At 56.7% G+C, this 13069-nt stretch carries 11 protein-coding genes; 8 read left to right on the forward strand and 3 right to left on the reverse strand.

Annotated features, from left to right (window positions below; translation table 11 throughout):
* The first annotated feature begins 31 nt into the window (after nucleotides 1-31).
* Genes mnmG through N434_RS05500 form a run of 4 tightly spaced genes read left to right on the forward strand, consistent with a single transcriptional unit; the run spans nucleotide 32 to nucleotide 4267 of the window.
* Complete coding sequence (gene mnmG, locus N434_RS05485; RefSeq protein WP_110756552.1) at nucleotides 32-1915, forward strand: tRNA uridine-5-carboxymethylaminomethyl(34) synthesis enzyme MnmG; 1884 nt, start codon at nucleotides 32-34, stop codon at nucleotides 1913-1915.
* Nucleotides 1916-1926: 11 nt separating this feature from the next.
* Nucleotides 1927-2544, forward strand: a complete 618-nt coding sequence (rsmG, locus tag N434_RS05490) for a 16S rRNA (guanine(527)-N(7))-methyltransferase RsmG (protein WP_110756554.1) — start codon at nucleotides 1927-1929, stop codon at nucleotides 2542-2544.
* Nucleotides 2545-2563: 19 nt separating this feature from the next.
* Nucleotides 2564-3358: a ParA family protein gene (locus N434_RS05495; protein WP_110756556.1), complete on the forward strand. Its 795-nt coding sequence runs from the start codon at nucleotides 2564-2566 to the stop codon at nucleotides 3356-3358.
* A gap of 30 nt (nucleotides 3359-3388) precedes the next feature.
* Nucleotides 3389-4267 carry a ParB/RepB/Spo0J family partition protein gene (locus N434_RS05500; RefSeq protein WP_065114426.1) on the forward strand — a complete coding sequence of 293 codons (879 nt, stop codon included), beginning with the start codon at nucleotides 3389-3391 and terminating at the stop codon, nucleotides 4265-4267.
* A 61-nt stretch (nucleotides 4268-4328) separates the two neighbouring features.
* Here N434_RS05500 and N434_RS05505 read toward each other — a convergent pair whose 3' ends face one another.
* Nucleotides 4329-4529, reverse strand: coding sequence for a DUF1674 domain-containing protein (locus N434_RS05505; protein ID WP_110756558.1), 201 nt, complete (start codon nucleotides 4527-4529; stop codon nucleotides 4329-4331).
* A gap of 118 nt (nucleotides 4530-4647) precedes the next feature.
* Here N434_RS05505 and htpX point away from each other — a divergent pair, with 118 nt between their 5' ends.
* The 4 genes from htpX (at nucleotide 4648) to purH (ending at nucleotide 10556) form a co-directional block, all read left to right on the forward strand.
* Entirely contained in the window at nucleotides 4648-5613 is a 966-nt protein-coding gene (htpX, locus tag N434_RS05510; RefSeq protein ID WP_065114424.1) for a zinc metalloprotease HtpX, read from the forward strand.
* Nucleotides 5610-6995: an RsmB/NOP family class I SAM-dependent RNA methyltransferase gene (locus tag N434_RS05515; protein ID WP_110756838.1), complete on the forward strand. Its 1386-nt coding sequence runs from the start codon at nucleotides 5610-5612 to the stop codon at nucleotides 6993-6995. The genes htpX and N434_RS05515 overlap by 4 nt, the downstream gene beginning before the upstream one ends.
* Before the next feature lie 124 nt (nucleotides 6996-7119).
* On the forward strand, nucleotides 7120-8787 hold the full coding sequence (locus tag N434_RS05520; RefSeq protein WP_174033201.1) for a heparinase II/III family protein: 1668 nt from the start codon (nucleotides 7120-7122) through the stop codon (nucleotides 8785-8787).
* Between the two features lie 152 nt (nucleotides 8788-8939).
* Nucleotides 8940-10556, forward strand: coding sequence for a bifunctional phosphoribosylaminoimidazolecarboxamide formyltransferase/IMP cyclohydrolase (purH, locus tag N434_RS05525; protein ID WP_110756560.1), 1617 nt, complete (start codon nucleotides 8940-8942; stop codon nucleotides 10554-10556).
* 83 nt (nucleotides 10557-10639) lie between these two features.
* Here purH and N434_RS05530 read toward each other — a convergent pair whose 3' ends face one another.
* Nucleotides 10640-12172 carry a UxaA family hydrolase gene (locus N434_RS05530; RefSeq protein WP_110756561.1) on the reverse strand — a complete coding sequence of 511 codons (1533 nt, stop codon included), beginning with the start codon at nucleotides 12170-12172 and terminating at the stop codon, nucleotides 10640-10642.
* A 42-nt stretch (nucleotides 12173-12214) separates the two neighbouring features.
* On the reverse strand, nucleotides 12215-12907 hold the full coding sequence (locus tag N434_RS05535) for a FadR/GntR family transcriptional regulator (protein ID WP_110756563.1): 693 nt from the start codon (nucleotides 12905-12907) through the stop codon (nucleotides 12215-12217).
* Nucleotides 12908-13069 lie beyond the last annotated feature (162 nt).

Below are 13069 nucleotides of genomic sequence, written 5' to 3' on the forward strand. Positions count from 1 at the left end.
ATGCCGGTGATTTGGGATAGGGCGCAGGAATATGCACCAGTCATTCGATGTTATTGTTATCGGCGGTGGACATGCGGGCAGTGAAGCGGCTGCCGCTGCCGCACGGCATGGTGCAAAAACCGCTCTTGTTACCCATAAGCGCGAAACCATCGGAGTGATGTCCTGCAATCCGGCAATCGGCGGTCTTGGCAAGGGGCATCTCGTTCGGGAAATCGATGCTCTTGACGGCCTGATGGGCAGGGTCGCCGATGCGGCGGGCATTCAGTTCCGTATGCTTAACCGCAAAAAGGGGCCGGCAGTCCGTGGGCCACGGACGCAGGCCGACCGGCGGCTCTACCGTGAAGCTATGCAGCGGGAAATCGGTGCAATCGAGAATCTGACGATTATCGAAGGCGATGCCTTTGATATTGAGATGGTCAATGATCGGGTTGCCGCAGTTTTAATGGAAAACGGTAGCCGGATTCCCTGTGGAGCTGTCGTCCTCACCAGCGGGACTTTCCTGCGTGGGCTTATTCATATCGGTTCCGAAAAGATCCCTGCCGGCCGTGTGGGTGAAAAACCGTCGGTTGGTCTGTCTGATACACTTTCGCGGCTCGGTCTGGTCATGGGACGGCTAAAAACCGGTACACCTGCACGGCTTGATGGCCGAACGATTGACTGGAGCGCTGTAGACCGGCAGGCGGCGGATGAAGATCCCGTGCCCTTTTCCTTCATGACCGATCATATTGCCAATCCGCAGATTGAATGTGGTGTAACCCGCACGACGCCTGCCGGACACAAGATCATAAGGGACAATATACATTTGTCGGCGATGTATTCCGGACAGATCGAAGGAGTCGGTCCGCGTTATTGCCCGTCGATCGAGGACAAGATAACCCGCTTTGGCGAGCGCGACGGTCATCAGATATTTCTGGAGCCGGAAGGCCTGGATGATCACACCATTTATCCGAATGGTATCTCGACCTCCCTGCCCGCTTCGGTTCAGGAACAATTTATCCGTACCATACCGGGGTTGGAACAGGTTGCCATTCTTCAGCCCGGCTATGCGATTGAATATGATTATGTTGATCCGCGTGAACTCAAGCCATCGCTCGAATGCCGCAAAATTCCGGGGCTCTTCCTCGCCGGACAGATCAACGGCACCACTGGTTATGAAGAAGCCGGCGCTCAGGGTCTTGTTGCCGGACTGAATGCCTCTCTGTATGCAAGCAATACCGACGCGCTCTATTTCAGTCGCACGGAATCCTATATCGGTGTCATGATCGATGATCTGACGTCCAAGGGTGTGAGTGAACCCTATCGTATGTTCACATCCAGGGCGGAATACCGGCTTTCCCTCCGGGTAGATAATGCCGATCTGCGGCTGACACCGATTGGTCAAAGGGCGGGCATTATCGGCGCCGAGCGGGAAAAGCGCTTTGAAGCATTTATTGCGGACCTGGAATCAGGTCGCGAGCTGATGAAGACTATCTCCATCAGCCCGTCCCAGGCGGCGAAACAGGGATTAAAACTCAATCAGGATGGCCAGCGCCGTTCTGTTTATGAACTGCTCGCTTATCCCGATATAACGCTGGACGTTCTGACGCAGCACTGGCCGGAGCTGGAGTCTCTCCGCGGTAAAGTTGCGGAGGTTCTGGAGATTGAAGCCAGTTACGCGGTTTATATGCAGCGACAAAGTGCCGATATCGTCGATATCAAGCGGGACGAAGACAGAAAGATTCCAGAGGACTTCGATTTTCAGAGCCTGTCGGGTCTTTCCAATGAATTGAAACAAAAGTTGGAAAAGGCACGACCCGAGAACATTGCGCAGGCAGCGCGTGTTGACGGTATGACACCTGCTGCGATATCGCTGCTGCTCGCGCTCCTGCGGAAAAACTCCACAGCGCGAAATGAAAAATTGCGCATGCACCAATAGCGAGTCGGATTATGAAGATAAACGGCCAGAGTGTTTCACGTGAAACACAAGAAAGGCTCGAGCATTTTGTCGAGCTTTTTAAGAAGTGGAACAAAACCACGAATCTGGTCGCGCCTTCCACTCTTGGCGAGCTTTGGAGCCGGCACGTTGCCGATAGCGCGCAGATATTTCAACTTTTTCCCCATCCGAAAAAATGGATCGATCTGGGCAGCGGTGGCGGCTTTCCTGGCGTTGTCACCGCTATTTTTCTGGCGGAACTTGGCGATGGCTGGGTAGATTTGATCGAAAGTAACAATAAGAAAGCCGCGTTTTTGCGGATTGCGCTGAAGGAAACCGGCGCAAGAGGTGCAGTTCATCCCGTGAGAATCGAAAAAGCGCCTGAAATCGTTGCAACCTGCGATGCTGTTTCGGCGCGGGCACTGGCGGAGCTGGATCTGCTCTTCGAATACATTCACCCGTGGGCGCGGAATAATCCAAATCTCAAGGCTTATTTTAATAAAGGCCGGGATTATGATTCGGAAGTGCAGAAAGCGCATGGTCGCTGGCAGTTCGATCTGGTAAAACATCAGAGTGCCATTGAGGCAGATTCTGTTGTTCTTGAAATCAGCAACCTCACCCTGAGGCGCTGATAAGCTGGCCAGGTGCGGCATGACTTTTGAAAAAAACCGGATTATCGCAGTCGCAAACCAGAAGGGTGGGGTCGGTAAAACGACGACTGCCATTAATCTGGCAACGGCGCTGGCGGCTATCGGCGAACGCGTGTTGATCATTGATCTTGATCCGCAGGGAAATGCCAGTACCGGGCTTGGAATTGATCGCAAGGAGCGGAAGCTTTCATCCTATGATCTTCTTGTGGGCGATCATGGCATCAGTGAAGTTGCTGTTCCAACAGCCGTTCCAAATCTTGATATCGTACCCTCCACGATGGATTTGCTCGGCTTCGAAATGCAGGTCGCGAATGTTTCCAATCGTGTGTTTCTCTTGCGCGCGGCTATGGAAACGCAGGAGGCGAGAGGTTACTCCTATATTCTCGTTGACTGCCCTCCTTCCTTTAATCTTCTGACCATGAATGCAATGACAGCCGCGCATTCCGTGCTGGTGCCGCTACAATGCGAGTTTTTTGCACTGGAGGGCCTTAGCCAGCTGCTGGATACGGTCAGCCAGATCCGTGGTTCGGTTAATCCGCAACTTGATATTCAGGGTATTGTTCTGACAATGTTTGATGCGCGCAATAATCTTGCGCAGCAGGTCGTTTCGGATGTGCGGACGCACCTGGGAGAAAAAGTTTACCACACGCTCATTCCGCGCAATGTTCGTGTTTCGGAAGCGCCCTCTTATGGTAAACCGGCAATTCTTTATGATCTGAAATGTGCCGGCAGTCAGGCCTATCTGCAGCTGGCATCGGAAGTGATTCAGAGAGAGCGTTTGCGCAAGGCCGCCTGACGTTTGCCGGAATGTATGGAGTAATGTCTTATGAGTGATGATCTTTCCAAGCGCCGATTGGGGCGCGGCCTTGCTGCCTTGATCGGTGAAATGGACCAGCCTGTCCCGGTGGGCGAACCGCAGCGGGCCGTTAACGCTGATCGGACCATCCCGATCGAATTCATCGCTCGCAGTCAAAGAAACCCCCGGCGGCACTTCGATGAGAATGAGCTGCAGGATCTGGCCGCATCTATTCGTCAGCACGGGATTGTTCAGCCTGTGGTAGTGCGAACGGTTGGAGTCAATCGATACGAGATTATTGCAGGTGAAAGGCGCTGGCGCGCCGCGCAGCTGGCTGGCTTTACCGACGTGCCGGTTATCGTTCGCGATGTGGATGACCGTACCGCGCTGGAACTGGCCATTGTCGAGAACGTGCAGCGTTCAGACCTCAATCCGCTTGAAGAGGCGATGGGTTATGAGCAGCTGATTGCCGAACACGGATATACCCAGAACGATCTCGGTGAGATCATCGGCAAGAGCCGAAGCCATGTCGCCAACAGCCTTCGGCTCCTCAAGCTTCCCGATCCGGTGCGGGATATGCTGGCGGATGGTTCGCTTTCCGCCGGTCATGCGCGTGCGCTCGTGTCCACTTCCGATCCGGCGAGCCTTGCGCGTACGATCGTTTCCAAGGGATTGTCGGTGCGTGATGCCGAACGTCTGGCACAGAACGACATTAAGTCTCAGGACGTTGTCGAGAAGCGGCCGGCGGCTGAAAAGGATTCCGACACGATAGCGCTGGAGCGTAGCCTGTCGGACGCTCTGGGGCTTGATGTAAAGATCATCCACAAGGGCGGATCGGGGCAAATCCGTATCGGCTACCGTACGCTGGAGCAGCTGGAAGCGGTCTGCCGGCTGCTAGAGCAAAAATAGCTAAATATCTGTTTTAATTGATAAATACCCGCCTCTGGCGGGTATTTTTATTTCGCGCGGCTCAAAAGTCGATGGCCCGGCCCTTTATTTCGTAGTCGCCGAAACGGACGGGTTCGGCACCGCCGCGGCCGCCGGTTTCCGGCGGCAGCTGAAGATCAGCCTGTTGCCTGCGCCGCTCCTCCGCTTCTTTCAGGGCCCGTTCTGCGGCCGGCGACAGCCGTCTCGGCTTTTCCGCGCCATTGTCATTATCTGCGTCCTGCATGAGAAATCCTCCCTATGACGGGATATTGAAATATGTTTGCCGTTCACCAGATTATATAATCTGACGGGCTTTATAAACCCCGTAACAATTCTGGTGAGCGACAGGGAGATTTCAACGGATGAACATGATGCGCACGGCAATGCTTCTGGCCTTCATGACCGCATTGTTCATGGGTGTCGGTTTTCTGATCGGCGGCCGGGGCGGCATGATGATTGCGCTGCTTATTGCCGCTGGTATGAATCTCTTCTCCTATTGGAATTCGGATAAAATGGTCCTCTCCGCCTATCGGGCACGGGAGATCGACGAGGCGAACGCGCCCGAATTTTTTCACATGATCCGGGACCTCTCGCACAATGCCGGCTTGCCGATGCCGAAGGTCTATATTTATGACAGCCCGCAACCCAATGCTTTTGCGACGGGGCGAAACCCGCAGAATGCTGCTGTGGCAGCTTCAACAGGATTGCTGGAGCGTTTGACGCCGGAGGAAGTGGCCGGCGTCATGGCGCATGAACTGGCGCATGTGCAGAACCGCGATACCCTGACCATGACGATCACCGCCACGCTGGCGGGTGCTATTTCCATGCTCGGCAATTTTGCCTTCTTCTTCGGCGGCAACCGGGAAAACAACAACAATCCGCTTGGTTTCATCGGTGTACTGGTTGCTATGATCGTGGCGCCGCTTGCGGCGATGCTGGTGCAGATGGCGATCAGCCGCACGCGGGAATATTCCGCTGACCGGCGCGGTGCTGAAATCTGTGGTAATCCGCTCTGGCTCGCCTCAGCCTTGCAGAAGATTTCCGGCATGGCGCAGCAGATTCATAACGACGATGCTGAGCGCAACCCGGCAACGGCGCATATGTTCATCATCAATCCCCTCTCTGGCGAGCGGATGGACAATCTCTTCTCCACACACCCGAACACCGAAAACCGGGTTGCAGCATTGCATGCCATGGCACAGGAGTTTTCCCCGCGAGCATCGACGCCGCCGCCGTCGGGTGATAGACCTCTGCGCAAATCAGGCTCCGTGCCCAATACGGGTTGGGGACGTGGCAACGAAAACGAGCGCAAGGGGCCGTGGTCTTGACATCCGATATTCAGAATAAGCCGGCGCGGTTTAAAAAATCGAGACCGGCCCAAGGCAGGGGCCGTGAAGACGGCCCTTCGTCTTTCCAGGACAAGCCAGGCCTTGCCGCACGCATTGCCGCGACCCGCATTCTCGCTGCCGTTCTGGAAAAGAAGACCTCGCTGGACGGCATGCTGGACAATGAAAACGGCAATCCGGTCTATCGCGCGCTGTCGCTTGCGGATCGGGCATTGGTGAGGGCCATCGTCAATAGTGCACTTCGCCACCTTCCCCGCATCGAAAAGGCATTGGCGATGCTGCTGGATGGTCCGTTGCCGCAAGGCGCTCGATCATTGCATCATGTTCTCGTCGTCGGCGCGGCGCAGATGCTCTACCTTGATGTTCCCGATCATTCCGCTGTCGATCTGGCTGTCGAACAGGCGCACCGGGATCCGCGCAACCGGCGTTTCGTGAAGCTGGTCAATGCGGTCCTCCGGCGGCTGGGCCGGGAAAAAACGGAGATCGAAACGGCTCTTGCCGATGTGCCCGTGTTGCCGGACTGGTTTTACGCCCGGCTTGTTTCGGCTTACGGCGATGTGGTCGCACAACTCATTTCGGAGGCGCAGTTGACGCCTTCCTCCATCGATATCACCGTCAAAACCGATCCTGGTCTCTGGGCGGAAAAGCTGGGTGGCACACTTATGCCGAATGGCAGCGTTCGCCTGGGTGAGTTCGAAGGCCAGATCCCTTCGCTTGACGGATTCGCCGAAGGCGCGTGGTGGGTGCAGGATCTTGCGGCCAGCATGCCGGTGAAGCTGTTGGGGGATATTTCCGGCAAGCGTGTCGCCGATCTCTGCGCGGCACCGGGCGGCAAGACGGCCCAGCTCGCACTTGCAGGTGCAAAGGTGACGGCGCTGGATCAGTCCGGAAATCGCCTGCGCCGTCTCAGGGAAAATCTCGACCGGCTTGGTCTCCACGCCGAAACGGTGGAGGTCAACATGTTGAAGTACCAGCCGGAGCAGCTTTTCGACGCCGTTCTTCTGGATGCGCCATGCTCGTCGACGGGTACGCTGCGCAAACATCCGGATGTCTGCTGGACCAAGGATGAAACGGACATTGCCAAGCTTGCGGCTCTTCAGGGCCAGATGCTGCGCCATGCCTTGACGCTGGTGAGGTCTGGCGGTGTCGTGGTGTTCTCCAATTGCTCGCTGGACCCTTCGGAGGGCGAAGCGATGATTGCCGAGGTTCTGGCGGAGAATCCCGATATCGAGCGCATTGCCGTGCGCAAGGAGGACTGGCCGGGAATGGAGGTGGCGATCAGCCCGCAGGGAGATTTGCGTACAACGCCGGATATGTTTGGCGGCGTCGATGGGTTTTTTAGCAGTGTCTTGCGTAAGAAGTAGAAAAAAGCGAAGCTTTAGCGAATCATTGATATTATCGATAACGTTCCGGTCATCACGGTTCACTGATAAAAACAAAACTATGTGAAGCGGGAAACACAGCTTGTTTGGGTCCTTTGCAGGCAGCATGAATGCGGCCGGTCTTCTTTCACGGATGGCATATCGTCATCTGTGTGTCGGCCTCACACCTTTGCGTCTGCATGTCTCACGGTTTGCCAACCGTGTTCCCGATGGTCTGGTTGCGGCGCCGACCGATCTCAGGGCGATTGATCCGTATTTTGCCGAGGAATTGTTGCGCGGCCGGATCGCGCTTGCCGGTCGTGTTGTCGAAACCGGTGGCCTTTCACCATTCCAGGTGGATTACCCCTCCCTCGTTTTTGAAGAACGGTTGCACGCTTTCGGCTGGCTGCGGCATATCCGTTCCGACAGGTCGAGCGAGGCATGCAAGCGGGCGCGCCGCATCGTGGCCGAGTGGATTGCCCTGAACGGCAGACGCGTTACGGGCACCGGATGGTCGCCGGAGATTGCGGCACAGCGTTTGATCGCCTGGTTATCCCATTCCCCAGTGGTTTTATATGAGGCTGACGCCGGCTTCTATCGTCGGTTCCTGAGAAGCCTCGCTTTTCACGTGCGGTATCTCGACAGGATCGTGAAACATGCACCGGATGGCGAAGCCCGGCTGCGGATCAGGATCGCGCTTGCCATGGCCTCCATTGCCATGCCAACACGCCTGTCACGTATTACCCGGCATGGAATGAAGCTGGCTCAGGAAATGGAACGCCAGATTCTACCCGATGGCGGGCATGTTTCCCGCAATCCGCGGGTCATGCTGGATCTGCTGCTCGATCTTCTGCCGCTTCGGCAAAGCTACATCAATCTTGGCCACGACCTACCCTCGGGGCTGGTGCCGGCAATAGACCGGATGTTTCCGGCAATCCGGTTTTTCCGGCATCAGGGCGGCGATCTCGCACTGTTTAATGGCGCGACGGCAACGCTTGCCAATGAGCTTGTCTCCGTGCTGCGTTATGACGAAACCGCCGGCCGGCCTTCGAAAATCTTGCCGGATGTGAATTACCACCGGCTCGCGACGGATGAGACTGTCATCATCGTGGACACGGGGTATCCCGGTTCGGCCGAGCTTTCGCGCAATGCCCATTCGGGTTGCCTGTCCTTCGAAATGTCCTGCGGCAAGAACCGGTTTATCGTCAATTCCGGTTTTCCACGAAATGCCGCGCCGGAATATCAGCGGGCCAGCCGGTCGACGGCCGCCCATTCCACCGTTACGCTTGCGGATACCTCCTCCTGCAGATTATCGCGCTCCAGACTTCTGGGTCCGATCATGGTTTCGGGTGTCAGCCAAGTGGATAGCGAGCGCGGAACGGATGAAAACGGCAATGATGTGCTGCGGGCGTCACATGATGGATACCTGCAGAACTTCGGCTGTTACCACGAGCGTGAAATCGAGTTGAATGCCGCCGGCACGAAGATCAAGGGCCGTGACCTGCTCCGCGCTGACGAGAATGCAGCAAAGGTGCAATTGCAGTCGATCTCGGCGGTTTCACGTTTTCATATCCATCCTCATATTCAACTGCATCAGCGGGATGAAGAGTCGGTTTATATGGAAGCGGCGGACGGAACCACCTGGCTGTTTTCAGCGCCTGGTCTGGAGGTTTTCGTTACGGAGGATGTTTTCATGGCGGATGCCTCGGGCATGCGTCCGTCGCAACAGATCGAACTGCCTTTCAATCTCGCCAATACGCGGGAGATCCGCTGGATCATCGAGCGCAAGGCCTAGGAAAATTCCGACGGAGCGGGACAAAAACCACCATAGTTTTCACCGTTCGATGTCCCTGCTGTTTATTAATTCGGTAAGCTGTGTTAACGCGGCGGCAATTGCTGGATCAATCCCATTCCAGCCTGTCCTCCCCGTTAAACGGAGTATGCCCGATGGCCGTCGTGTCCAAAAAAATCCCCGCCCCCGATAAGGTCAAAATCCGCACGGCGCTTCTTTCCGTGTCCGACAAGACTGACATTATCGAGCTGGCGACGGTTCTCTCCAAGCTTGGTGTCCGGCTGCTTTCGACCGGCGGAACGGCGAAGGCCATTGCCGATGCGGGACTGCCGGTGACGGATGTTTCCGACGTGACCAATTTTCCCGAAATCATGGATGGCCGCGTCAAGACCCTGCATCCGAATGTGCATGGTGGGCTTCTCGCTATCCGGGATGACGCCGAACATGTCGAGGCTATGAAGGCACATGGCATTGAGGCGATCGATCTGTCGGTGATCAATCTTTATCCCTTCGAGGAAGTTCGCGCCAAGGGCGGCGATTATCCGACGACGGTTGAGAATATCGATATTGGCGGACCGGCAATGATCCGTGCTTCTGCCAAGAACCATGCCTATGTCACGGTGGTTACCGATCCCTCCGACTATCCTGATCTGGTTGAAGCCCTGCAGGCTGATGACGGCCAGACGTCCTACGCGCTGCGCCAGCGTTTCGCTGCCAAGGCCTATGCTCGAACCGCGGCCTATGATGCGGTGATTTCCAACTGGTTCGCAGAGGCGCTTGCAATCGAGACGCCGGATTACCGCGCCATCGGTGGCGTGCTGAAGGAAAAGATGCGTTATGGCGAGAACCCGCACCAGAGCGCCGGTTTTTACCTGACCGGTGAAAAGCGCCCCGGCGTCGCAACCGCGACGCTGCTTCAGGGCAAGCAGCTTTCCTATAACAACATCAATGATACGGATGCCGCTTACGAGCTGGTGGCGGAGTTCCTGCCGGAAAACGCTCCGGCCGTTGCCATTATCAAGCACGCCAATCCCTGTGGTGTGGCGACGGGTCCGACCCTTGCCGAAGCCTATCGGCGGGCGCTGGCATGCGATTCCGTATCCGCATTTGGCGGCGTCATTGCGTTGAACCGTACGCTTGATGCGGAAACGGCGGAAGAGATCGTCAAGCTCTTTACCGAAGTCATCATCGCGCCTGATGTCACCGAAGAAGCCAAGTCCATTATCGCCCGCAAGCCGAATCTGCGCCTTTTGACCGCCGGCGGCCTGCCGGACCCGCGCGCAGCCGGGATTACGGCGAAGACCGTTTCGGGCGGCCTGCTGGTACAGAGCCGCGACAATGGCATGGTCGAGGATCTCGATCTCAAGGTCGTCACCAAGCGCGCGCCGACGGCGCAGGAGCTTGAGGACATGAAATTCGCCTTCAAGATTGCCAAGCATGTGAAATCCAACGCCGTCATCTATGCCAAGGATGGACAGACGGCGGGCATTGGCGCCGGCCAGATGAGCCGCGTGGATTCCGCCCGCATCGCCGCGCAGAAGGCGGAAGATGCTGCCAAGGCGCTCGGTCTTGCCGAACCGCTGACACGCGGTTCTGCCGTTGCTTCGGAGGCGTTCTATCCCTTCGCTGACGGCCTGCTCGCCGCGATTGCCGCAGGCGCTACAGCTGTCATCCAGCCGGGCGGTTCCATGCGTGACCAGGAAGTGATCGACGCCGCGAACGAGCATAATGTCGCGATGGCCTTTACCGGCATGCGCCACTTCCGCCACTAAGTGCGGAAATAGTCAGGAATAAAGAAGGCCCGGAAAGCGATTTCCGGGCCTTTTGTTTCACGTGGGACAGTCTCGATTTTTGTTCAGGTCACTGCACCGACCTGCCACGGCACAAATTCGTTGTCGCCGTAATCGTAAATCTCGCTAACCGTCTTGTCGCCGGAAGCCACGGCGAGAATATGCTCGAAAATTCGTTTGCCGGATTCTTCGATGGTTTCCGCCCCGGTAACGATCTCGCCGCAGTTGATATCCATGTCTTCCTTCATGTGTTCATACATTTCGGAATTGGTGGCGATCTTGATGCAGGGTGCCGGCTTGAAGCCCGAAACCGAGCCGCGCCCGGTGGTGAAACAGATGACGTTGCAGCCGCCGGCAACCTGGCCGGTGACGGCGACGGGGTCGTAGCCGGGTGTATCCATGAAGACGAAGCCCTGTTCCGTCACGGTCTCGGCGAATTCATAAACTGCCTTCAGCGGCATGGAGCCGCCCTTGGCAACCGCGCCCAGCGATTTTTCCAGAATGGTGGTCAGGCCGCCAAGCTTGTTGCCATGGGAGGGATTGTTGTTGAGTTCGTCGCCATTGCGGGCGGTATAGTCCCGCCACCAGTCGATGCGTTGCAACAGTTTTTCGGCGACTGCCGGCGTGACGGCGCGTTTTGTCAGCAGGTGCTCGGCACCATAAATTTCGGGCGTTTCGGAAAGAACCGTGGTGCCGCCGTTGCGGACAATGAGATCGGATGCATAACCCAGGGCCGGGTTCGCCGATATGCCGGAATAGCCATCGGATCCGCCGCATTCCAGCGCCACCTTCAGCTTCGAAAGCGGTTGCTCGGTGCGACGGGCGGCATTGACCATCGGTAGCATGGCCTTGATCTCGGCGATTGCCGCATCGATCGTCTTGCGCGTGCCGCCATGCTGCTGGATCGTCATGGTGCGCAGCCGCTCGCCCTCTTCCATCTTGTAGTGTTCGAGGATGGGGGCGATCTGGTTGGTTTCGCAGCCGAGGCCGATCAGCAGAATGCCGCCGAAATTGGGGTGGCGGGCATAACCCTGAATGGTGCGGATCAGCAGGCGATAGCCTTCCGATTTGGTGTTCAGCGCGCAGCCGCCACCATGGGTCAACGCCACGACACCATCGACATTGTCGAAACCGTCAAGGCCGCCCTGCTTGTTGAAATAATCGGCGATATAACGCGACACGGTGGCGGAACAGTTCACCGAAGCGATGACGCCGATATAGTTGCGCGTGCCGACACCGCCGAAACCACGGTCATAACCCATGAAGGTGCGGCGCTCGGTTTCCGGCACCATGCCCTTTTCTTCGATATCGATGCTGAACTGATGCGCGTGTTCGGAAGGCACCATGGCGAGATTGTGCAGGTGCACGTGCTGGCCGGGTTCGATATCCCGGGTGGCAATACCGATGACCTGTCCGTATTTCAGCACCTCATCGCCGGATTTGATGAATTTGAGGGCCACCTTGTGCCCGCGCCCGATCAGCTCGAGCGCTGCCAGATCGCCCCTGCCCGTCGCGCCGCCGGCCGGAATGGACCGACGCGCCACCGCGACATTGTCGTTGGCGTTCAGCAAAATGGTTGCCTCGGAATTCTCACTCACGGGTTTTCCTCCTCCCGGTATATTGCCTGCTATGTTCTTAAATCAGCTTTCCACCCAGCGCCGCTTGGAGCCTTCCAGATGGGTATGCATGGCCGCCTGCGCCAGCAGCGGATCCTTGAGTTCCAGCGCCGCCAGAATCGCTTCGTGCTCCTGAAGCGCATAGGTCCAGGTGTCGCGGTCCTCGAATTTGACACGCAGCTGAGCTGAAATAGGGCTGTGTCGTTCATCAAAGAGGTTCGCTACCAGCCGTGCCAGAACGCTGTTGCCGGATTGTTCGGCAATGGTGACGTGAAACAACCGGTCCTGATCAAGAGGTTTACGCCCGGCCTCGATTTCCCTCTGCATGGTATTGAGGATCTGGCGAAGGCTTGAGATCGTCTCGTCGGTCATGCGGCTCGCCGCCAGCACGATCGTCGCACCTTCCAATGCGGCGCGTGCCTGCATCAGTTCGGAGGGGCTGTCGCCCAGCGATTTGGTGTGATGGGTCGTTTGGAGAGCCTCGGTCGACACATAAACACCGGAACCCATACGAATTTCGACGGTGTTGTCGATTTCAAGCGCAATCAGCGCCTCACGCAGCGAGGGTCTCGATACACCGAGCTTCTGGGCCAGTTCCCGTTCGGCAGGAAGCCGTGTGCCGGGCAGGAATTCACCGAGATCGATGAGTTCGCGTATCTGGTCCGCAATCTGCTGATAAAGCCGGCGCGGTTCCGTTATTTTGGCCTGACCACTCATGTGTTTTTTGCTGAAGCCTTTGTGATATCGGTATTTGGCCTTACCGTAACGCCAAGTGCAACAATACGCAAGAAATTACTTAAATATCTGAAAATACGTTGTTATTTTAATGTTGTCTTCGATGGCTCTTCGTTCTCCTGAATGCACCTCTTCACTTTTTGA

It is taken from the genome of Rhizobium sp. UGM030330-04 (genome assembly GCF_003208455.1).
GTDB lineage: Bacteria > Pseudomonadota > Alphaproteobacteria > Rhizobiales > Rhizobiaceae > Agrobacterium > Agrobacterium rhizogenes_A.